Source organism: Gibbsiella greigii (genome assembly GCF_039540155.1).
In the GTDB taxonomy this organism is placed as follows: Bacteria; Pseudomonadota; Gammaproteobacteria; order Enterobacterales; family Enterobacteriaceae; genus Gibbsiella; species Gibbsiella quercinecans.
Window position 1 is genome coordinate 64,960 of record NZ_BAABEM010000021.1, and the last position, 22,439, is coordinate 87,398.

General features: G+C 62.2%; 19 protein-coding genes. 6 read left to right on the plus strand and 13 right to left on the minus strand.

Annotated elements, in window-relative coordinates; genetic code table 11:
- Positions 1–14: 14 nt before the first annotated feature.
- From alr to AC559G_RS14720, 7 genes are all read right to left on the minus strand, one after another.
- The gene (gene alr / locus AC559G_RS14690) at positions 15–1,244 is read right to left on the minus strand and encodes an alanine/ornithine racemase family PLP-dependent enzyme (RefSeq protein ID WP_498913021.1); all 1,230 of its coding nucleotides are present in this window, start codon (positions 1,242–1,244) and stop codon (positions 15–17) included.
- Between the two features lie 405 nt (positions 1,245–1,649).
- On the minus strand, positions 1,650–2,633 hold the full coding sequence (locus tag AC559G_RS14695) for an XdhC family protein (RefSeq protein WP_498913022.1): 984 nt from the start codon (positions 2,631–2,633) through the stop codon (positions 1,650–1,652).
- Positions 2,633–3,205, minus strand: a complete 573-nt coding sequence (locus AC559G_RS14700; RefSeq protein WP_498913023.1) for a nucleotidyltransferase family protein — start codon at positions 3,203–3,205, stop codon at positions 2,633–2,635. The genes AC559G_RS14695 and AC559G_RS14700 overlap by 1 nt, the downstream gene beginning before the upstream one ends.
- Positions 3,206–6,793 carry a molybdopterin cofactor-binding domain-containing protein gene (locus AC559G_RS14705; RefSeq protein WP_498913024.1) on the minus strand — a complete coding sequence of 1,196 codons (3,588 nt, stop codon included), beginning with the start codon at positions 6,791–6,793 and terminating at the stop codon, positions 3,206–3,208. It lies immediately after the preceding gene.
- Complete coding sequence (locus AC559G_RS14710) at positions 6,786–7,316, minus strand: (2Fe-2S)-binding protein (RefSeq protein ID WP_095844990.1); 531 nt, start codon at positions 7,314–7,316, stop codon at positions 6,786–6,788. The genes AC559G_RS14705 and AC559G_RS14710 overlap by 8 nt, the downstream gene beginning before the upstream one ends.
- Before the next feature lie 54 nt (positions 7,317–7,370).
- Positions 7,371–7,841, minus strand: coding sequence for a MarR family winged helix-turn-helix transcriptional regulator (locus AC559G_RS14715; protein WP_279024752.1), 471 nt, complete (start codon positions 7,839–7,841; stop codon positions 7,371–7,373).
- A gap of 79 nt (positions 7,842–7,920) precedes the next feature.
- On the minus strand, positions 7,921–8,973 hold the full coding sequence (locus AC559G_RS14720; protein ID WP_121555068.1) for a 2,5-dihydroxypyridine 5,6-dioxygenase: 1,053 nt from the start codon (positions 8,971–8,973) through the stop codon (positions 7,921–7,923).
- A gap of 312 nt (positions 8,974–9,285) precedes the next feature.
- Between AC559G_RS14720 and AC559G_RS14725 the strand changes: the two genes are divergently transcribed.
- The 4 genes from AC559G_RS14725 (at position 9,286) to AC559G_RS14740 (ending at position 13,355) form a co-directional block, all read left to right on the plus strand.
- Positions 9,286–10,434: an FAD-dependent monooxygenase gene (locus tag AC559G_RS14725; protein WP_095844993.1), complete on the plus strand. Its 1,149-nt coding sequence runs from the start codon at positions 9,286–9,288 to the stop codon at positions 10,432–10,434.
- The gene (locus AC559G_RS14730) at positions 10,431–11,252 is read left to right on the plus strand and encodes an alpha/beta fold hydrolase (RefSeq protein WP_498913025.1); all 822 of its coding nucleotides are present in this window, start codon (positions 10,431–10,433) and stop codon (positions 11,250–11,252) included. The genes AC559G_RS14725 and AC559G_RS14730 overlap by 4 nt, the downstream gene beginning before the upstream one ends.
- Positions 11,249–11,884 (plus strand): N-carbamoylsarcosine amidohydrolase, encoded by a 636-nt coding sequence (locus tag AC559G_RS14735; protein WP_498913026.1) that lies wholly within the window; start codon positions 11,249–11,251, stop codon positions 11,882–11,884. The genes AC559G_RS14730 and AC559G_RS14735 overlap by 4 nt, the downstream gene beginning before the upstream one ends.
- A 160-nt stretch (positions 11,885–12,044) precedes the next feature.
- Positions 12,045–13,355 (plus strand): MFS transporter, encoded by a 1,311-nt coding sequence (locus AC559G_RS14740; RefSeq protein WP_498913027.1) that lies wholly within the window; start codon positions 12,045–12,047, stop codon positions 13,353–13,355.
- On the opposite strand, the gene kdpE is transcribed toward AC559G_RS14740, so the two are convergent.
- The 6 genes from kdpE to AC559G_RS14770 form a co-directional block, all read right to left on the minus strand.
- A complete protein-coding gene (gene kdpE, locus AC559G_RS14745; protein WP_095844997.1) occupies positions 13,352–14,041 on the minus strand; it encodes a two-component system response regulator KdpE in 690 nt (229 codons plus the stop codon). The two genes, AC559G_RS14740 and kdpE, sit on opposite strands and share 4 nt — an antisense overlap.
- Before the next feature lie 15 nt (positions 14,042–14,056).
- Positions 14,057–16,750 carry a sensor histidine kinase gene (kdpD, locus tag AC559G_RS14750; protein WP_498913028.1) on the minus strand — a complete coding sequence of 898 codons (2,694 nt, stop codon included), beginning with the start codon at positions 16,748–16,750 and terminating at the stop codon, positions 14,057–14,059.
- Positions 16,751–16,827: 77 nt separating this feature from the next.
- Complete coding sequence (gene kdpC / locus AC559G_RS14755; protein WP_498913214.1) at positions 16,828–17,397, minus strand: potassium-transporting ATPase subunit KdpC; 570 nt, start codon at positions 17,395–17,397, stop codon at positions 16,828–16,830.
- An 18-nt stretch (positions 17,398–17,415) separates the two neighbouring features.
- Positions 17,416–19,485 (minus strand): potassium-transporting ATPase subunit KdpB, encoded by a 2,070-nt coding sequence (gene kdpB / locus AC559G_RS14760; RefSeq protein ID WP_498913029.1) that lies wholly within the window; start codon positions 19,483–19,485, stop codon positions 17,416–17,418.
- 27 nt (positions 19,486–19,512) lie between these two features.
- Positions 19,513–21,204: a potassium-transporting ATPase subunit KdpA gene (gene kdpA / locus AC559G_RS14765; protein ID WP_498913030.1), complete on the minus strand. Its 1,692-nt coding sequence runs from the start codon at positions 21,202–21,204 to the stop codon at positions 19,513–19,515.
- Entirely contained in the window at positions 21,204–21,293 is a 90-nt protein-coding gene (locus tag AC559G_RS14770; protein WP_121525186.1) for a K(+)-transporting ATPase subunit F, read from the minus strand. Before AC559G_RS14770 ends, kdpA begins: the two co-directional genes overlap by 1 nt.
- Before the next feature lie 290 nt (positions 21,294–21,583).
- Between AC559G_RS14770 and AC559G_RS14775 the strand changes: the two genes are divergently transcribed.
- Both AC559G_RS14775 and AC559G_RS14780 read left to right on the plus strand, forming a co-directional pair.
- Positions 21,584–21,925 (plus strand): hypothetical protein, encoded by a 342-nt coding sequence (locus AC559G_RS14775; protein ID WP_498913031.1) that lies wholly within the window; start codon positions 21,584–21,586, stop codon positions 21,923–21,925.
- A 1-nt stretch (position 21,926) separates the two neighbouring features.
- Positions 21,927–22,433, plus strand: a complete 507-nt coding sequence (locus AC559G_RS14780; protein WP_279024737.1) for a glycine zipper family protein — start codon at positions 21,927–21,929, stop codon at positions 22,431–22,433.
- Positions 22,434–22,439 lie beyond the last annotated feature (6 nt).

A 22,439-nucleotide genomic window follows, 5' to 3' on the forward strand; every position in this document is an offset into this window, starting at 1 on the left:
CACGCTCCCCAGGGTTATTTCACCAGCACCTTGTGGTTGGAGTTGCCCCAGATGGTATAAAGATCCGCCAGCAAGGCACCGTTAATATCTTCAAGTTCGGCCTGGCTGATCTCCTCATTGCCCTGCTTGCCGAACAACACCACTTCATCTTCCATTTTCACGTTGGGGATATCGGTCACGTCCACCATCAGGGTATTCATCGAAACCTTGCCCACCACGGGTGCGCGTTTGCCGTCGATCAGCACAAACGCCTTATTGGTAAATACCCGGCGGTAGCCGTCTGAATAGCCCACCGGAATATTAGCCAGGAGCGAATCACGTTTCAGCGTATAGGTTTTATCGTAGCCAACCGTATTCCCAGCCGGATACGCGTTAACACTGGCCACTGCCGATTTGAACTGCATAACGCGCTGGTACTCCGTGTGGCTGGGGACGGTATCGCCGTACAACGCGCCGCCAACCCTGACCATATCAAGCTGGGATTCCGGCACCTCCAGGGTGGCGAAGGAATTGGCCGCATGCAGAATCAACTTGCTGCGATCCAGCCCCGCGGCCTGAATCAACCACGCCGACTGCTGGTTGAATTTTGCCAGGTTTTGCCGCACATCCTCTTTTTCCTCCACCGGGAAGTGCGTCATGATGCCAACCAAGAGCAGTTTAGCCAGCCGGGTAATGGCGATGGCATCCTGCTTGCCTTGTTCAGTGGAAACGTCCAGGCCGTTGCGGCTCATGCCCGCCGCGTTTAACCCGAGATGTATCGCGATAGTCCGATGATGGCGGGCGGCGATGGCGGCGACCTGCTGCGCATGGGCCAAATTGCCCACCAGCTCTTCAATATGGAAAGGCAGGCCCGCTTCAACCTCGCCAAGGGTCGCCGTGCGCAGCCGCATCAGTTGGCCCTTATAGCCGCTGGCGCGCACCGTTTGCGCCTCTTCGTTACTGGTAATGCCAATGCAGTTCACACCGCTTTTTATCACCTGCGGCATCAGCAAACCGATGCCGTGACCATAGGCGTCGGCCTTCATCACCGCGCAAAGCCGGCTTTTCGAATTCAGATAACGCTGCATGGTTTCAATATTATGCTGAAATGCCGGCTGAGAGATTTCCACCCAGGAATGATATTGCGTCAGTGATTTTGCCAGCGGAGGAATAACCACTCCGGTATTCGTTTCCTTTGCCAACAGGGCACTGCTATTTAACGCCAAAGAGATCGCCAGTACGGAAAATGCTACTTTAAACTTCATATTTTAACCTTATGTTCACTCATTCTTTATATAAAAACTGTCCATCACACAACGGTTGTGTAGCATCAACCGTGCCAATCGCAGCCATAATGAGCACCCGCCAATTTTCCTGATAAAAACAAGGTGATAGAGTGAATAACAATTCATTTATCATGGTTTTATATTGAAAAAATCAGCAAAAAACTCGTCATTAATAAATAGGGATAAAAAATAATCAATCGGGTGAGGGCGTAATTTTTCCGTAAAACGATAACGGCGGAAGAAGCTATTTTTTGAACAAGCAAAATTCACATGCACTAAAATAGAACAGCACAGGGATCAACTCGGTGCAATAAAGGCCGACATATTGGCGGCATCAAATATACCCTTCATACTTCAAGTTGCAGATGTATTGGTTTTTCTCGTTCACCCCGCTGGCGATTGCAGCCGGTTCTTTGCCATCACAATCTGCGCCATCACCGCCAGGGCGATCTCCGCCGGGGTTTTACTGCCGATCGGCAAACCAATCGGCGCCTGGATACGCGCCAGCTCGGCCGCGCTCAACCCACCAACGGTTGCCAGCCGTTCACGCCGCCGCTGGCTGTTGCGTGCGGAGCCCATCGCGCCAATGTAAAACGCCCGGGTATTAACCGCCTCGGCCAGCGTCAGATCGTCAATGCGCGGATCGTGCGTTAACGCCACGATGGCGCAGCGCGCGTGGGCGCTTTCCAACTCCAGATAGCGCGCAGGGAAACGCGGTGAAAAGCGCAGCGCCGCTTCAGGAGCCGGAAAATCCTGGCGAAACTGCCGCTGTTGTTCTTCACGGTGCTCACACAGCAACACCTCAAAACCCAACATCTGCGCCAACAGGATGCAGTCATGAGCAACCGCGGAATAGCCGGCGACGATCAGCCGCGGCGCGGCGCCCATCGGGATAACCACCTGTTCGCCCTGCCAATGGATCTGCAGGCCTGCCGCCCCACCGACATCCCATTGCCAGCCGGCGCGCTGGGGAAGCGTGATGCGCCGCACCAGCGCCTGCCGCCCTTCCAGCGCCGCCAGCATCGCCGCCAGCTGTGGCCGATCGGCGGCCGTCATCCGTTCCACCAGCACATCGATACTGCCGCCGCACGGCAAAGCCACGGCCGCCGGCAACCCGCCCGCGCCGTAGCGAATAATCTGGCTGTCGGCGGCAAACGCCCCACGGCTCAAACGGGTGATGAAATCATCTTCAATACAGCCGCCGGATAAAGAGCCGCTGAACGCCCCGGAGCGGGTGGCCGCCAGCAGGGAGCCCGGCACCCGCGGCGCCGAGCCATAGGTATGCAAGACCGTGCACAACCAAACAGGTTGGCCGCTTTCCAGCCAGCTCTGCGCCTGGCGGACGACGCGGATATCCAGTGATTCCATCAGTTGCCCTCGCTAATGGCCTGCCAGTCGCCCGGCAGATCGACATCCTGTACACAGCCGGCGTCATCCACCGGCAGTAAATGGCAGCCCACGTGGCGCATCAGTTGGCGTGCCCCCCATTCGCCACCGAGCGCCAACAGCGCCTCGCGCTGGTCGGCCCGCCAACCCACCGGGTGCCCCGGTAGCCCCTGATACACCGGCCGCACACAGGCATATTGGCCCAGCGCGGCCAAGACCCGCCGGCAGGTTTCAATGCGCACGGCGGGCATGTCCGCCAGCAGTATCAGCCAGCCTTCGGCATCCAGCGTTGCCGCCACGCCGGCCGCCAGCGATTGCGCCAGCCCGGCACTGGCCAGTTGCGTCACGCCACAGCCGTGAATCTTCGCCCGCGCCACCAGCGGTGAACCCGGCCGGGTGACGGCCTGCACCGGCAACCCCAGCGCTAACGCCCGGCGTAAACTGACGTCAAACAGCGCTTGCCCATCCGGCCCTGCGGCCAACAGCTTGTGGCAGCCCGCCGCTGCCCGGTAGCGCCGGCTTTCACCGGCTGCCAGCAACAGTACCGTAACCATTTAGTGGCTCCCCGGGTGAGCGCGCACCTCGGCAACCGCCGATTGCAAATCCGCCCATGCCGGCTTATCCGGCGCGTAGCGATGGCGGATCCAGGCGGCCAAATCCGCCACCTGCCGATCCGAAAAGCTGCCGCCAAACGCCGGCATGTAACCCAGATCGCCCGTCGCCGGTTCGGGAATGCCATACAGGATCACGCGGATCAGGTTATCCGGCGCCGCGCTGTGCACACTGGTATTGTTGGCCATTGCCGGGCTGACGCCATACAGCACCGGCCCGCCGCTGTCGGCGCTGTGGCAGGCCTGGCAAGCGCCGTTGAACAGTTGCTCGCCACTACGCAGCGCGCGCAGGCCGTCAGGTACCGGTGGTGGATTGGCAGCCAGAGGCGGTGTCTGGGGCGTTGGCGCCGCTGCGCCTCCCTGCGCCGCCAGATAGTGGGCGATCGCCCGCACATCGCTTTCCGGCAGCGTAGCCAATTCGCTAACCACCGGCCCCATCGGCCCGGCTGCCACGCCGTGTTCGCTGGCATAGCCGGTGAGCAAATACTGATACAGTTGTGCTTCCGTCCAGGGTTTGGGCGCCATCGACAGCCCGTTCAGCGCCGGCGCATCCCAACCGTCGACGTTGCCGCCGGCCAAAAAATCGGCGCCGCCCTTTTCCGCCCCCAGCGCGTTGCGCGGCGAATGGCAGGCGCCGCAGTGCCCCAGGCCGTTGACCAGATACGCGCCGCGGTTCCACTGCGCGCTTTGCTGCGGATCGTTACGGTATTCGCCACGGCCAAGAAATAACGCATTCCAACCGGCCATCAGCGGGCGCAGGTTAAACGGGAAACGCATGTCATTTTCCGGCGCCGCTTGGCGCACCGCCGGCCGGGACATCAGCCAGGCATAAAGCGCCTGCATATCGGCATCGCTCATCAGGCGAAAAGAGGTATAGGGAAAAGCCGGGTAAAGATGGCGCCCATCACGGCTTATACCCTGACGCATGGCGCGATCGAAGGCGGTGAACGACCAGGCGCCGATGCCGGTTTCCACATCCGGGGTGATATTGGTGCTGTACAGCGCGCCGAACGGCGTGTCCATTTTCAGGCCGCCGGCATTGGTGGCGCCGTGTTCGCTGGTGTGGCATACCGCGCAATCGCCCGCCGCCGCCAACTGCCGCCCACGTTCCAGCGTCGCCGCCGACCAGGTATCCGCCGCCGGCGTGGCGATCGGCGCAATCGCGCTGCGCCACGGCAAGGCGGTGGTGGCCAGCCCTACGGCCGCCCCGACGATGCCCGCCACGCCGCCCAGCAGCCAGCGGCTAAAGCGGGGCTTTTTTGCCGCCGGCCCTGCCAGCCGGCCGCTGTCTTCACTGTCTGGGCCGTTGAGCGCCACCCGTAGCTTATCCGAGGTGATCGGCAGTTCGCGAAAGCGGATGCCGGTGGCATCAAACACCGCGTTGGCAATCGCCGCCGCGCTGGGCACCGAAGCCGATTCGCCGGCGCCCAGCGGCGGCTCCTCCGGCCGCGGCATCATCATCACATCCACCGCCGGCACTTCCGGGAAGGTCAGGATCGGGTAACCGCCCCACTCTTTGCTGGCGATGGTCGATTGTTCAAAGGTGACGTTTTCCTTCAGCACCCGGCTGGTGGATTGGAGCACGTTGCCGTGGATCTGGTGGCGCACGCCGTCCGGGTTGACCATCATGCCGGCATCGTGGCCCACCACGATGCGCGTTACGGCGATTTCGCCGCTCTGTTTATCAATGGCGACATCCGCCACCCAGGCCGCCCAGGCGGCGCCAAAGCCGGGGAACTTGCTGTGAATGTAACGGGCATAGGCAAAGCCGCGCCCACGCAGCACGCCGTTGGCATCCGGCTGTGGCGCGGCATCGGCGCGCGGCGTCCATTCAGCGCGGGCGGCGGTGCTGCGAATTAATTCAGCGGCCCGTTCATCCTTTATATAGCGCAGGCGGTATTCCACCGGATCGACGCCGGCCGCCGCGGCCAGCTCATCCATGTACGACTCATGGGCAAAGGTGTTCGGCATCGCCGATACGCCACGCATCCAGGAGGCGCGTACCAGCGGCGCCATGTCATTGATGGTGATGCGCATCGCCGGGTAGTCATAGGGCGGGATGCTGGTGCGATCCCCCATTTCATAGGCCTGGGCAATCGGCTCCACCCGGCCGGTCAGCAGCAACGCCAACGTGGGCGCGCCGTTGGAAGGGTACGAGGTGGCGAAGTCGTACACCGCCGGGTTGCCGGCGGCGTCCAGCCCGCCGTCCACTTCCATCAGCTGTGCGCTGCCCTTCGGCTCCCACAGGTGCTCCTGCTCGCGGGTCAACTGCACGCGCACCGGCCGCCCCACCGCCCGTGAGAGCAGCGCCGCATCAGCGCAAACGTCATCCGCGCAGTTGCGGCCGTAACACCCAGCGGCCTCCATTCGGCAGATCTCGATCTGTGATTCAGGGTATTCCAGCAGCCAGGCCAGATCGGCCCGCAGCAGGTGCGGGTTCTGGGTTCCCGACCAGACCCGCAACGCTTCCGGCCGATAGTCCGCCAGCGCACACGAAGGGCCGATCGAGCCGTGCATCTGGTACGGCCACAGATAGCTGCGGGTAAAACGGCGTTCCAGCTTCGCCAGCGCCGCGTCAACGCCGCCGGTATCGTGCACCACCCGCTGGCTGCTGGGATTGTCACGCAGCGCCTGGGCGATATCGCGTATGTCCGGCAGTTGTGTTTGCCACGGCTTCCATTTGACCTGCAACTCGCTCGCCGCCTTGGCCGCCTGCTCTTCGCGCTCGGCGACGATGCCGATAAAATCACGGATCACCACCACGCTCACAATGCCCGGAATATGGGCGATTGACGATTCATCAACCGCGATCAGGCTATTGCCGACGAAATCCCCGCTGTCATAGCCGGCATAGGGTGGACGCACCACCCGGCCATGCAGCATATCCGGCAGGCGCATATCGTGTACGTAGGTGGTTTCGCCGGTGGCCTTGGCGGGAATATCCACCCGCTGTGAGGAGGTGCCGACCAGACGATACGCCGCCGCCGGCTTGAGCGGCGCGCTGCCGCTGATAAACAGCTGTGTGCGGCGCCCGGCCACCAGCTCGCCATAGCGCAGACGTTGGCCGTCGGGGGCAATAATTTCGCCGTCGTTCAGCGCCAGTGCTTCCTGCGGTTGGCCAAAGCGCGCCGCCGCCTGTTGCAGCAGCCAACGCCGCGCTTCGGCGGCGGCATTGCGCAACGGCACGGCGGAAATTTGCAGCGTGGCGCTGGCGATCGTCGCCCCCTGATTGGGCGCGCGGGCGGTGTCGCCCAGCACCATCGTCACCTGTTCCATACGCAGATACAGCTCTTCGGCGACGATTTGCGTCAGCGCCGTGCGCACGCCAGTACCCAGATCGACATGGCCGTTAAAGGCATAAACCTCGCCGCTGTCGCACAGGGCGATAAACAGCCCCAGTTCCGTAGGCTGTTGTTTCGGCGTACTGCCTTTCGGCACCGGGCCGGAAGGCGGCTGGATATGATCGACAATCAGCAACACACCCTCGCGGGCCAGTAGCGCCGCCTGGGTCGGCGAAGGAGCGTTAGTCATGGCGGGGATCCTTACGGCAAAGTTCAGCGGCGCGCCGCACGGCGCGCAAAATTTCCAGGTGGGTTCCACAACGGCACAAATTGCCAGAGAGCGCCCGGCGGATTTCGCTTTCCGTCGGGGCAGGGTTGCGGCGCAGCAGCGCCGCGGTGGTCATGATCATGCCGTTAAGGCAGTAGCCGCACTGGGCGGCCTGTTGTTCGATGAAAGCCTGTTGGATGGGGTGTGGCGCAGCACGGCTGCCGAGCCCTTCAAGGGTCGTGATCTCACGCCCGACCAGGCCGGCGGCCGGGATCACACAGGCGCGTGCGGCAACGTTGTTAATCATCACGGTGCAAGCACCGCATTCACCCAGCCCGCAGCCGTATTTCGGGCCGTTCAGCTGCAGATCGTTACGCAGCACCGCCAGCAGGCTGGTGTCTTTAAAGGTGGTAAAGCGCCGTTCCTGCCCGTTGACCCGCAGCGTAAATGACACTTCCGGTAATAGACGTACTGCGATTAACTCACTATCGGGGCGCCCCTTCATGATGCTCCGTTCTCCGCTTCGGCCACGGTGACAGCGGCCAGCAGAGCAGACGCCTTACTCTATCTGGACATCACCGTCATCCAACATTTTTCTTAACAGATACACCAGCGCAATGCGTTCGGCCGGATTGAGCCGGGCCATCGTCAGTTCGCTGATGCGCAGCGCGTGCGGCACCGTGGCTTCGACCAGCGCCGCGCCGGCCTCGGTCAGCGCGACAATTACTTTGCGCCGGTCGTAGGGATCCGGGTTGAGCGCTACCAGGCCGCGCGCCTTCAGCCGTTCGACAATGCCGCGGATGGTCGCCTGGTCCACCGCCGTGACGCGCACCAGATCGGTTTGCGCGCTCGGCCCCAGATCGCGGACGGCGCACAGGGTGATGAACTGCACCGCGGTCAGTTGGGCATCACCCACGTTTTGCTGAAAAATCGCCTGGTGCCGCTGGTATACCTTGCGTAACAGGTGCCCCACCTGCTCGGTATACTGATATGCGCACGGCCCTGCGGCGTTGTCCGGTAAACTTGTCATCGTGTTTCCCTATCGGGTCAGAAAGCCTACCGGAATAGTACAAAGCCGCGATCCCGGCAGCAATGTAATCTGCGCGCCCTCAGCCGGCGCGCGAAGCCGCTGGCGCGATGACATCGCCGTCGGCCACCACCGTTTCGCCATCCAGGCTGATATCACAATGGCGCAGCGCAATGTCCATATGGCACGGCGTTTTGCGCGTTCCCCCCACCTCGGTATTCGGGCCGGTGGAAAACAGGAAATTGCCGTAAAACGCCCGCGCATCCATGCACATGCCGTCGTTACGATCGTGCAGCCCCATCGCCGTCCACTGCGCCCGCGGCTGCAACCCCCAGCCGATGTGCGAAATGCCGTACACTTCCGGATCGTTAAAATACTTCATGTAATCACGCAGGTATTCCGCCTCAAAGCCGCCGTGAATGGCAGTGACAAAGCCCTTATCAATCTCCAGCGTGATGCGCTCGCGGCAGTAAGTTTTAAACGGCAACAGGATATCGCCCACGTCCAGCACCAGCGTTCCTTCGGCCTGTTCTTCGTTCGGCCAGGTAAACAAAAAGCCGCTCGGCCAGTGATCCCAACGCCCCGGTTCATCGGCAAAGCCGTATTCGGTCACGGTGGGGTACTGCCCCAGCGGCGCGCGAAAATCGCTGCCGGCGCGGGATTTCACCTGCATCACCCGGGCTTTTTCCAGCACCGCCGCCGCCGCCATCACCCGCGCTTTGTCCTGTTCATTAGGCAACATTCGTGCCAAAACTTCCGGCGGTTCCACCGCCAGCAGAATGCGGGTGCCGGTTTTCAGGATTTGCTCCTGCTCCGGCGAATGCAGCAGCATCATGGTATCGACAATCAGATCCGCCGCTTCCAGCGCCCGCTGCGCCGCGGTATTGCCGGTCAGCGCGGTGTCGCCGCACCAGGCCGTCATGTCGTTGCCCATCGCCCGGGTATGGTTGAAGGCCGGCAATTCCACGGTATACACCTTGGCGCCAAGCCGCAGCGCGGCGTCGGTGGCCGCACGCACCGTGCGTGGATCGGAATAGTGGCTTTTCAGTATTGCTACGCTTTGCGTGGCATCAACCCGGGACAATCCCAGCACCTGCTCAAACATTTGCCCTAACTGGCTGTCGTTCACTGCCATGTCGTTCTCCTCGTAACGGTTTGGGTAACCACCGCCGCACACTGCTTAAATTAACAACAAATTAAAGTGAATACGCTTTAATTAACTTATAGGCCAACTCATTCACCAAATGCAACACGCGATAACCATGCATAAGAAAATCCTATTTTATCCACACACAGCAATGGGTATAACGTTAATTTAACAAAAACAAGCGTGACAATAACCTGATGAATCCTTTTGTTAACACGACCATTTACAGTGTATACACTTTAAATATCTGCTTAATAAAACCCGAATCACAGGTGAACACGCTCACGATGAGGATGGGCTATGAGCAGTAATCAACGGATCGCAGTAATCGGCGCGGGGTTAGGCGGCGCGGCGGCGGCGGCACTGTTACAGAAAGCGGGATTTAAGGTGGATGTCTACGAGCAAAGCCCGGCGTTTTCACGGCTGGGCGCCGGCATCCATATGGGGCCAAACGTGCTGAAGATCTTTCGCCGCATGGGGATTGAAAAGGCGCTGGAGCAAATGGCATCCCACCCTGATTTCTGGTTCAGCCGCGAGGCGCAAAGCGGCGACTATCTGGCGCGCATCCCCCTGGGCGACTACGCCCGCCAGCACTACGGCGCCGCCTATGTCACCGTGCATCGCGGCGATCTACAAGCCCTGCAGATGACCGCCCTCACCCCCGGCAGCGTGCATTTCGGCAAATGTTTACAGCAGGTGGACGATAACGGCAGCGATGTACACCTGCGCTTTAGCGACGGCAGCGAGGCACGGGCAGATATCGTCATCGGCGCCGATGGCATCAACTCGAAAATCCGCGAGCACCTGCTGGGCGTGGAAGCGCCGACCTACAGCGGCTGGGTGGCGCATCGCGCGATGATCAGCGCCAGCCAGTTGGCGAAGTATGATTTGCGCTTCGAAGACTGCGTGAAGTGGTGGTCGGAAGATCGTCACCTGATGGTTTACTACACCACCGCCCGCCGCGATGAATACTACTACGTCAGCGGCGTGCCGCACCCGGCCTGGGATTTCCAGGGCAGCTACGTCGACAGCAGTCAGCAAGAGATGTACGACGCGTTCGCCGGCTACCACCCGACGGTGCAGGCGCTGATCGCCTGCAGTGAACAGGTGACCAAATGGCCGTTGCTTAACCGCAAGCCGCTGCCGTTGTGGAGCCAGGGCCGGCTGGTACTGCTGGGCGACGCCTGCCACCCGATGAAGCCGCATATGGCGCAGGGCGCGGCGATGGCGATTGAAGACGGCGCCATGCTGGCGCGTTGCCTGGCGGAAACCGGCCTGGCGGATTTCACCACCGCCTTCCGGCTGTACGAAGCCAACCGCAAAGAGCGCGCTTCGCGCGTACAGGCGGTGTCGAACGCCAATACCTTCCTGCGCACCCAGGAAGATCCGGCCTGGGTGTATGGCTATGACCTGTACGCACAGCCGCTGAAAACGGAGAGCGCCGCATGAGCCAGTTTCTGTACGGCGGCAACGTAACTGCCAACGGCATCCGCCAGCACTATCTGCGCTACGGCGGCAAAGGCCCGGCGCTGCTTCTGATCCCCGGCATCACCAGCCCGGCGATTACCTGGGGCTTTGTGGCCGAACGCCTGGCCGAACGCTATGACACCTGGGTGCTGGACGTGCGCGGCCGCGGGCTGTCCGCCAGCGGCCCGGCGCTGGATTACGGCACCGATGCCTGCGCCGACGATATCAGCGCATTCGCCGCGGCAGTTGGGCTGGAGGAATACCACCTGATGGGGCATTCGATGGGCGCGCGCTTTATCCTGCGCGCCGCCGTGCGCCACCCGGCCAGGGTAAAAAGCCTGACGCTGATCGATCCGCCGGTCTCCGGGCCGGGGCGGCGGGCCTATCCGGGCAAACTGCCCTGGTACGTCGATTCCATCCGCCAATCGCTGCAGGGGATGGATGCCGACGCCATGCGCGAATACTGCCCCACCTGGACGGAAGAACAGCTGCGGCTGCGCGCCGAATGGCTGCACACCTGCTATGAACCGGCGATCGTCAAAGCCTATCACGATTTCCACGAGGTGGATTTCCATCAGGATTTGCCGGCGGTGACGCAGCCGGCCCTGCTGATGGTGGCGGGCAAAGGCGGCGTGATCCTGCCCGACGATCAGGCCGAGCTGTGTGCGCTGCTGCCGTCGCTGGCGGTGCGCCACGTGCCGGACGCCGGGCATATGATCCCCTGGGACGACTTTGACGGCTTTTTCGCCGCGTTAGGCGATTTTCCGCTGCAGGCGCAACACGGGGGGCAGGCCAAATGAGCGATCCACAGGCAAATTATCAGGGCGTGTGGGGCAACCGCATTGGTTTTGGCCAGCGCCCGGCACTGCTGGTGATCGATTTTATGCAGGGCTACACCATGCCCGGCGCGCCGCTGTTTGCCCCTGGCGTGGTCAGCGCCGTGGAACACGCGGCCGTGCTGCTGGCGGCGGCGCGCAGTGCGGAAATACCGGTTATTCATACCAATATCCGCTATCATCCCCCTCATTTCGCCGACGGCGGCATGTGGGTACAAAAGGCGCCGGTGATGAAAAGCATGGTGGAAGGCAACCCGCAGGCTGCCTTCTGCGAAAGCGTCACCCCTTTGCCGGAAGAGCTGGTGATCAGCAAACAATACGCCAGCGCCTTTTTCGGCACCGCTTTGGCTTCCCTCTTGCATACGCAGGGTATTGATACGCTGCTGCTGGCCGGCTGTTCCACCAGCGGCTGCATTCGCGCCAGCGCCGTTGATGCCGTGCAGCACGGCTTTCGCACCATTGTCGTGCGTGAATGCGTCGGCGATCGCCATCCGGCCCCGCATGAGGCCAACCTGTTCGATATCGACAGCAAGTATGGCGACGTGGTTAGCCGGCAGGAAGCCCTCGACTATTTGACCACCCTGGCGCAGGCGTAACCGCCCCGTTGGCCACCCGGCACATCGCGCCGGAAACTGATGTAAATCCTGGTGCGGGCTGTTATAACGCGCCTTATCCGCCCCCTGGCGGAACACATTCACCTGCAGATCGCTCCCTGTCAGCCGGGGGATCCAGACTGCCATTGCCGGAGATGTAAACATGGCTATTGCATACCCACGCCCTTCTCAGGAAGCGCACGCAACATCGCCGTTGCTGTACCGCAAAATCACCTGGAGACTGATCCCGTTTCTCTGCCTGTGTTACCTGGCCGCTTACCTTGACCGCATCAACGTGGGCCTGGCCAAGCTGCAAATGGCCGATCAGTTGGCGTTGAGCGAAGCGGCCTTCGGTTTGGGCGCCGGGCTGTTTTTCGTCGGTTATATTCTGTTCGAAGTGCCGAGCAACCTGGTGCTGCAGCGCGTCGGCGCCCGGCTGTGGATTGCCCGCATCATGATCAGTTGGGGGCTGCTTTCCACCGCCACCATGTTTGTCACTACGCCGATGCAGTTTTACGTTATCCGTTTCCTGCTCGGCGTTGCCGAAGCCGGCTTCCTGCCGGGCGTGCTGTTCTATCTGACCATGTGGTTCCCCAGTTGGCGCCGTGGCCGCATCATCGCGCTGTTTATGCTGGGGCTGCCGCTGTCGAGCGTGATCGGCGGGCCGCTGTCCGGCTGGATCATGGGGCATTTCGATATGCGCCACGGCCTGCACGGCTGGCAGTGGCTGTTCCTGCTTGAGGGCCTGCCGAGCGTGCTGCTGGGTATTATGACCTTCTGGATGCTGCCGGACCGTTACCAGCAGGTGAGTTGGCTGAACACCGAAGAAAAAGAGCAGTTGGCCGGCGATCTGAAGCGCGATGAGGCCGAAACCGACCACACCAACCACCGCTTTCGCGACGGCTTTTTCAACCTCAAGGTGTGGATGCTCGGCGGGATTGATTTTTCGATACTGCTCAGCGCCTATGCCATGGGCTTCTGGATGCCTTCGTTTATCAAAACCGCCGGGGTGGCGGACATCACCCACATCGGGATGCTGACCGCCATCCCAAGCATCGCGGCATTGCTTGGCATGCTGCTGATCGGCGCCAGTTCCGATCGCCACCGCGAACGGCGCTGGCATATCATCGCACCGTTCTGGATTGGCGCCGCCGCCATGGCCGCCAGCACCTTTTTCACCCATAACGTCTTCGCCACCGTGCTGCTGTTTTCCGTGGCGCAGGCGACGATTATCGGCGCGGTGCCGGTGTTCTTCAGCCTGCCGGCCACCTTCTTGCGCGGCGCGGCGGCGGCCACCGGCTTTGCCCTGGCCTGCTCGCTGGCCAACATTGCCGGGCTGGTGAGTAATTCGCTGATGGGGTTGGCTATCGATCTGACCGGCAGCGGCAGCGGCGCACTGTGGGCCTTCGCCGCCTGCCTGCTGCTCAGTTCACTGCTGGTGGTGGCGCTGCCGGCGCGGGTGGTGAACCGCTAAGGCATGAAACGGTAACCGACGCCGGTTTCCGTCAGCAGATGGCGGGGCCGCGCCGGATCGTCTTCCAGCTTCTGGCGCAGGTGGCCCATGTAGATGCGCAGATAGTGGCTGTGCTCCACGTAGTTTGGCCCCCAGACGTGGCTCAGCAACTGGCGCTGCGTGATCACTTTGCCAGGGTTGGCCAGCAGTTCGGCCAGCAGGCGGAACTCAATCGGCGTCAGGTGCAGCGCTTCACCGTTGCGCTGCACCTGGCGGTTGATTAAATCCACCGTCACCTGCGAAAACGTCACCAGCGGGCTTTCTTGCTGGCTGCCGGCATGGCGGCGCAGCGCCACCCGCACCCTGGCCAGCAGTTCGCCGATGCCGAACGGCTTGCTAAGATAATCATCCGCCCCAGCGTCCAATGCGGCGATTTTGTCTTCTTCAGCATGGCGCGCCGACAGCACAATCACCGGGATGGCGCTCCACTGGCGCAGATCGCGGATATAGCTCACCCCGTCGCCGTCCGGCAACCCCAGATCAAGAATAATCAGATCCGGCTTACGCGTACCGGCCTCGATCAGACCGCGCTGCAGCGTTTCGCTCTCAAACACCCGCAGCCCTTCGTTTTCCAGCGCGGTGCGCACGAAGCGGCGGATCTCTTTCTCGTCTTCGACAATCAGAATATTGGTTGGCGTGCTGGTCACAGGTCCCCTTCGGCGTTATGGCAAATCACAACGTTCCTCATCCATCAGCGGCGGCGTTTCCAACGGCAGGCGGAAGTTGAAGCTGGCGCCGCCATTTGCGCCGTTTTCCGCCCAAATGCGCCCACCGTGTATTTCAACAATCGCGCGGCAAATTGCCAGCCCCAGGCCGACGCCGGGGATCGCCGACTCTTTGTTGCCGCGGGCGAACTTATCGAAAATCTGCTGCACCTGCTCCGGCGGGATGCCGGTGCCGTTGTCCCAAACCTCCACCGCCAGCCAGCCTGGCTGCACGCGGGCGCGGATGCCCATCATAGCATCGGGGCCGGCATACTTGATGGCATTTTCCAGCAGGTTGCTAAACACCCGCTCCAGCAGGCTGCCGTCGCAATTGATCAGCACCATGGGCACCGGCAGCTCCACCTTGATCTGGCGCGGGCTAAGCAGCGGTTCAAGCATATGCAGCGCGGCACCGACGATCTCTTCCAGCGATTGCCACTCTTTGCGCAGGCTAAAACCGCCGGACTGCAGGCGCGCCATGTCCAGCAGGTTATTCACCAGCCGGGTGGTGCTGAGCACCTGCTGGCGCATCTGGCCGGCCTGATGCGCCTGGGGCGAACCTTCCGCCGCCAGGGCCTGCGCCAGCAGTTCGGCCTGGCCCAACAGCACCGTCAGCGGTGTGCGCAAATCATGGGACAGCGCCGCCAACAGTGAATTGCGCAGTTGTTCGCGCTCCGTATCCAGCCGCGCCTGTTCCGCGCTGTGCGCCAGATGCAAGCGCTCAAGCGCACTGGCAATCAGCACGGTGAAGGTCTGCAACAGACGCTGCTGCTCCGGCACCATCAACTGGCGCAGACTTTGTGGCTCGATCGCCAGCAGGCCGAAGGTGTGCTGCGAGGCACGCAGCGGCAACAGTTGGTAAGGTAACGCCGGTAGGGTATCGGTGCCGGCGCCGGCCGGCTGGCCTTTATCAAAGCTCCAACGGGCGATCGCTTCATCCACCGCCTGCAGGCTGTTCTCGCCGCCCTGCGGCTGCAAGCGGCCGTCTTCCTGCGGCAACAGCAGCGCGGCCTTGGCCTGAAAGCTGCTGGCCAGAAAATGGCTGCTGGTTTTGGCGATATCCGCCGCGGTCAGCGATTGGCTCAGGCCGTGCGACATTTCATACAGATAGCGGGCACGCTGTTCGCGGTAGCGGGCAACCCGCGCCTGGTAGCGCACCCCGGCGGTCAGGTTGCCGACGGTGATGCCCACAATCAGCATCACGCCGAACGTCAGCAGGTATTGCACATCGCTGACCGAAAACGACCATTCAGGCTGGACGAAAAACAGATCGAAGCTGGCAACGTTAATCACGGCCGCCAGTACCGAAGGCCAGCGGCCGAACAACAGTGCGATAATCACCACGCCGAGCAGATACACCATCACCAGGTTGGCCTGGTCAAAGCCCGGCAGCAGCCACTGGAAAAACAGCGTGATCAACGCACACAGCGCAAACGCCACCGCGCAGCCACGCAGTTGAACGCGCCATTTGTCGCCCATCGGGCGGCTATCGGCTTCCTTCGTCGGCGGCGGCGTGCGGGTTTCCTCCAGCGCCACCACCAGCAGATCAACATCCGGGCCGAGCCTGGCGAGCCGATCGGCAAAGCGGCGGCGCAGCGGCCAGCGCCGTTCGGGCCGCCGGCCAATCACGATCTTGCCCAAATTATGCTCACGGGCATAACGCAGCACCGCACGCTCTGCGCTGGGATCGGCCAGGGTCGCCGTCTCTGCCGACAGATCCTGCGCCAGCTTCAGCGCCCGCAGCACAGCGCGGCGCTGGCTTTCCGGCAGGCGATGCAGCCGCGGCGTTTCCACGTACACCGCGTGCCACTGGCAGCCAAGCCGCGCGGCCAGGCGGGCGGCGATACGCACCAGCTTTTCATTGCCGCCGCCCGGCCCGATGCACAGCAAAATGCTGTCGCGGGTGTGCCAAACCTTGTCCTGGCCGAGCGGATCGCGGAAGGCGCGCATCTGCTCATCCACCCGATCGGCGGTGCGGCGCAGCGCCAGCTCACGCAGAGCGATCAGGTTGCCCTTGCGGAAAAAGTGCTCGATGGCGCGCTCGGCCTGGCCGGGGATATACACTTTACCTTCGTTCAAGCGCTGGCGCAGATCGTCCGGCGGCAAATCCACCAACACCACCTCCGCCGCCTCGTCAAATACGTGGTCGGGCACCGTTTCGCGGATCTGCACCCCGGTCACGCCGCCGACCACGTCGTTCAGGCTTTCCAAATGCTGCACATTGACCGTGGTCAGTACGTCGATGCCGGCATCCAGCAGCTCTTCCACGTCCTGCCAACGTTTGGGGTGGCGTGAACCCTGCGGGTTGCTGTAGGCCAGCTCGTCGATCAGGATCAGCGCCGGGCGGCGAGCCAACGCCGCGTCCAGATCGAATGCCGCCAGCACCCGCCCGCGGTGGCGAATACGCTTTGGCGGCAACTGCGCCAGCCCGGCCAACAACGCGGCCGTTTCGCGGCGACCGTGGGTTTCCACCACCCCCACCAGCACATCCAATCCCTGGGCGCGCTGGCGCTGCGCTTCCTGCAGCATGGCATAGGTCTTCCCCACGCCGGCGCAAGCGCCGAAAAACACCTTCAGCCGGCCGCGCGGCGTTTCATTCGCCACCGCCAGCAGGCTGTCGGGATCGGGGCGTTGCGGTTCCTGCTCTACCATCGCTGTTCCTTTATACTTAACGCAAACGGGGCCAAGATATCAGCCCCGGAGTATTGCCCCCTGCCGGGGCGGCGCGATTATTTCAACGCATCCAGCGCCATGTTCAATGACAACACATTAACCACCGTTTCGCCCATAAAGCCAGGGAAGGCGCGCACGGTGTGCTGTTCAATCAGTTTCGCCACCGTGGCAGGCGGCAGGTGGCGGGCGCTCGCTACGCGGGCCGCCTGATAGTGCGCCGCCGCCAGCGAGATTTGCGGATCCAGCCCGCTGGCCGATGCGGTGAGCAAATCGACCGGAATTGGCCCCTGCATCGCCGGGTTCGCCTGGCGCAACGCAGCCGCACGCGCGCTGACGGCCTGGTCTAACGCCGGGTTGCTGGCGGCCAGGTTACTGCCGCCCGAAGCCAGCGCATTATAGGCGGAATCGGCGGTGGCCGATGGCCGGCCCCAGAAATACCCCGGCCGGCTAAACGGTTGGCCGATTAACGCCGAGCCGGCCACGCGGCCCCCCTGGTATAGCAGCGAACCCTTGGCGCGCTCGGCAAACAGCAGTTGCGCCAGCCCGGTCGTCAACAGCGGGTAGGCGATACCGGTGAGCAGCGCCAGCACAACCAGCATCACCAACGCAGGACGTAAATAAGCCATCATAATTTCCTCGTTATCTTAACCCGCGAGATGCAGGCCAACCAGCAACAGATCGACCAGCTTAATGCCGACAAACGGCACCAGCAGGCCGCCGACACCGTACAGCCATAAATTGCGCCGCAGCAGCGCCGCCGCGCTCATTGCCTGATAGCTCACCCCTTTCAGCGCCAGCGGGATCAGAAAAACGATCACCAGCGCGTTGAAGATCACCGCCGACAGGATGGCCGAAGCCGGTGAATGCAGCCCCATCACATTCAGCGCATTCAACTGCGGATAGGTGGCGGCGAACGCCGCCGGAATAATGGCGAAGTACTTCGCCACGTCGTTGGCGATGCTGAAGGTGGTCAGCGAACCGCGCGTCATCAGCATTTGTTTACCGATGTGCACCACTTCGATCAGCTTGGTGGGGTTGGAGTCCAAATCAACCATGTTGCCCGCTTCCTTCGCCGCCTGGGTGCCGGAGTTCATCGCCACCGCGACATCGGCCTGCGCCAGCGCCGGCGCATCATTGGTGCCATCGCCGGTCATTGCCACCAGCCGCCCTTCCGCCTGGTACTGGCGGATCAGCGCCAGCTTGGCTTCCGGCGTGGCCTCGGCCAGAAAATCGTCCACCCCGGCTTCGGCGGCAATCGCGGCGGCGGTCAGCCGGTTATCGCCGGTGATCATCACCGTTTTAATGCCCATTTTGCGCAGTTCGGCAAAGCGTTCCTTAATACCGCCTTTGACAATGTCTTTTAGCGCGACCACCCCCAGCACCCGCGGCCCTTCGGCCACCACCAGCGGGGTGCCGCCGCTGCGCGCCACGCTTTCCACCAGGTTATCGACCACCGGCGGAAAGTGCCCCTGGTTGGACTCCACGTATTTGCGGATGGCATCCACCGCGCCTTTGCGGATCGCCCGTTGTTGCACGTTGACGCCGCTCATCCGGGTCTGGGCGGAAAACGGCACGAAGGTAGCGTTCAGCGTGTGCAGATCGCGCTCGCGCAGGTTAAAGCGCTGTTTGGCCAGCACCACGATGCTGCGCCCTTCCGGGGTTTCATCCACCAGCGAAGCCAACTGCGCGGCGTCTGCCAGCGCTTGTTCTTCCACGCCCGGCGCCGGCAGGAACGACGAGGCCTGGCGGTTGCCAAGGGTGATGGTGCCGGTCTTATCCAACAGCAGCACATCCACGTCGCCGGCGGCCTCTACCGCTCGCCCGCTGGTGGCGATCACATTGGCGCCCAGCATACGGCTCATCCCGGCCACACCGATGGCGGACAACAGCCCGCCGATAGTGGTGGGGATCAGGCACACCAGCAGCGCCACCAGCACCGTAATGCTCACCACCGTGCCGCTGCCCGCCGCCGCCACGCTGTAGGCGGAAAACGGCAGCAACGTCGCGGTGGCCAGCACGAACACGATGGTCAACGCCACCAACAGGATGGTCAGCGCCACTTCGTTCGGCGTTTTACGGCGCTTGGCCCCTTCCACCATGGCGATCATCCGGTCAAGGAAGGTTTCGCCGGGGTTGACGCTGCACTGCACCACCAGCCAATCGGACAGTACGCGCGTCCCGCCGGTCACCGATGAAAAATCGCCGCCGGATTCACGGATCACCGGGGCCGATTCACCGGTGATGGCGCTTTCATCCACCGACGCGCCCCCTTCCAGCACTTCGCCGTCGCAGGGAATGGTATCGCCGGCTTCCACCAGCACCACGTCGCCTTTACGCAGGCTTTCCGCCGGTACCTTTTGGCTAGCGCCTTCACGGTCCGGCGAGGCCAGTTTTTTCGCCCAGCGGGTTTTTTTCGTGCCTTTCAGGCTTTCCGCCTGCGCCTTGCTGCGCCCTTCCGCCAGCGCTTCGGCCATGTTGGCGAACAGCACGGTGAACCATAGCCATAATGCAATGCTGCCGGTGAAGGCGGCATCGCCCTCGGCGTTGCCGGTCAGCATCGCCAACCAGATACCGCTGGTCAGAATGCTGCCGAGATACACCACGAACATCACCGGGTTGCGCCATTGCACGCGCGGATCGAGTTTTTTCACCGCGTCGAATAATGCGCGGCGCACCAGAGCAGGCTCAAACAGTGCGCGTTGTGTGCGTGTCATCGATTTTCTCTCTCTTGATAACGGTGATCAGTTAGCCAGCCAATGCTGTAAATGCTCGGCCACCGGCCCCAGCGCCAGCGCCGGGATGAAGGTCAGTGCGCCCACCAGCAACACCGTGCCGATCAGCAAGCCAATAAACAGCGGCCCATAGGTTGACAGAGTGCCGTTGCCCACTGGCTGCCGCGGCTTCACGCTCAGTGAACCGGCAATCATCAATACCGGGACGATCACCCCAAAACGGCCGACCAACATGGCGAACGCCAGCAGCAGGTTATAAAACGGGGTGTTGACGCTCAGCCCGGCGAATGCGCTGCCGTTGTTGTTGGCGGCGGAGGATACGGCGTACAACACCTCGCTCAGCCCATGCGCGCCGGGATTCAGGATCCCGGCACGCCCGGCGGCGGTGGCGATCGTCAATGCACTGCCCAGCAAGACCAGCGTTGGAGTGATCAGGATCGCCAAGGCGGTCATTTTCATCTCGTACACGTCAATCTTCTTGCCAAGGTATTCCGGCGTGCGGCCAATCATCAGCCCGGCGATAAACACCGTCAGCAACACGAACAGCAGCATGCCGTACAGGCCGGAGCCGACACCGCCGAACACCACCTCGCCTATCTGTATCAGCCACATCGGCACCATGCCGCCCAGCGCGGTGAATGAATCCAGCATGGCGTTCACCGCGCCGCAGGAGGCGGCGGTGGTCACCACGTTAAACAGGCTGCTGGCGAGAATGCCGAAGCGCGCCTCTTTGCCTTCCATATTGATGTTGCTTGCGCCGCCCAGAGCCGAGAGGTGCGGGTTGCCCGCCAGTTCAGCGGCCATCACCGCCGCGACCGCCGCCACGAAGATCAGGCTCATCGCCCACAGCAGCGCGTGGCCCTGGCGGTTTTCACCGGCCAGTTGGCCAAAGGCCAGGCACAGCGCACAGGGGATCAGGAACGTCGCCAGCATCTGCACCATGTTGGTCAGCGCCGTTGGGTTTTCAAACGGATGGGCGGAGTTGGCGCCAAAGAAGCCGCCGCCGTTGGTGCCCAGCATTTTAATCGCCTCCTGCGAGGCCACCGGCCCCATAGGCAACACCTGCGCTGCGCCCTCCAGCGTTTGCAGATGCAGGTACGGCTGCAGGTTCTGCAACACGCCCTGGCTGACAAAAAACAGCGCCAGCAGCAGGGAAAGCGGCAGCAACACATACAGCGTGATGCGCAGGATATCCAGCCAGGCGTTGCCGACGGTGGCGCTGCCCTGGCGGGTTAGCGCGCGGATCAGCGCAAAGGCCACGGCGATGCCGCTGGCGGCCGACAGGAAGTTTTGCACGGTCAACCCAGCCATCTGGCTGAAATAGCTCAGGGTATTTTCACCGCTGTAGGCCTGCCAGTTGGTGTTGGTGACAAAGCTGACGGCGGTATTCAACGCCAGGTGCCATGACAGCCCCGGCATCCCCTGCGGATTGAGCGGCAGCGCGCCCTGCGCGATCAGCAGCGCAAACAGCAACAGCAGGCCGAACAGGTTGAACAGCAAAATGGCCAGCGCATACTGCCAACCGTTCATCTCCGCCTGGTTGCCGGCGCCGCAGCAGCGCCACAGCACGCGTTCAAGCGGCCGCGCCACCGGCAAAGGTTCGCCTTCGATCAGGCGTGCCAAAAAGCGCCCCAACGGCTGCGCAAGCACCAATAGCGCCAGCAGGAAGCTGGCGGTCAATAAAAACGCCTGTGTCGCCATCAGAAATCCTCCGCATTGAACAGGGCGTAGACCAGGTAGCCCAATAGCAGCAGCACCAATAGCCCACCGCCAATAACGCTGATATTCACAAGACACCCCCACAGGTGTGATTTTGGATAGAGGGAGTCTAGGGTGAGGGGTAAAAAGAAGATGAAAAAATAGCGCTGCGGGCTGTAAAAAAGGTATAAAAACGGCAACCTTTCCCGCCGCATTAGCGCCGATCGCCACCTTGATGCGCGCAAACCCGCCAGGTGTATCTGCCCATTAAACAAACACAAACTTGCTGATTCTTCTTATCAGTATCTTTAAACACCGTTGCAGGACACCGCGCCACGGGCGGCCTATAGTGCCAAAGCCGTTATCATTTGCGGAGAGGATCATGAAAAAGATGAAGAGTGCCTTGTCAGTGGCCGGCCTGCTGGTGATGGCTGGTTTCAGTGCGCCGCTATTTGCCTGGCCGCATGGGCCTGGCCCGGAGAGAGACTACCCCTGGGGCCCGCCGTTCGTGCCCTGGGGCGAGGTGATTATCGACTACCCGCCCCCGCCGCCGCATGTGATCTACGTTGAGCCGCCACACCCGCAGGCATGGGTGGAAAAAGCGCCGCATTATCGCTACTACTGCCCCGATCCGGCCGGTTACTATCCGCAGATCGCGCGCTGCCCGAGAGGATGGATGAAAGTCGTGGCCGATCATGCCCACCCTGATAGAGAAGATGATTAACATGAAAAAGGCTTACACGCAGTTGTCGCTTTTGCTTGCAGGCGTTGCGCTGGCCGGCTGTGTCTCAACGCCCACGGCGCCTTCGGTGATGGCGATGCCGGGCAGCAGCAAATCCTACGAACAGTTCAGGCTGGATGACGCCACCTGCAGGAACGCGGCCTACAATACCCTTGGCGGCGCAGCCGAAACTTCCAACAACCAAGGCCTGGCCACCGTCGCCGCCGGTACCGCCATCGGTACGGCTGCCGGCGCGTTGCTTGGTTCAGCCGGCGGCCCACGCGGCACCGCCAACGGTGCGGCGATCGGCGCCGCTGGCGGGCTGCTGGCCGGCACGGCGGTGGCCAATGGCAACGGCGGCTACAGCCAGGGTTCGCTGCAGGATCAGTACGACGTCATTTACATTCAGTGTATGTATGCCAAGGGCAACAAGGTGCCGCAGTCATACACCTGGGATGAACGCACCGAGCAGGACGCCGCGCCAGAGGTGCCGCCCGATTACCATCCCTAACGCTTG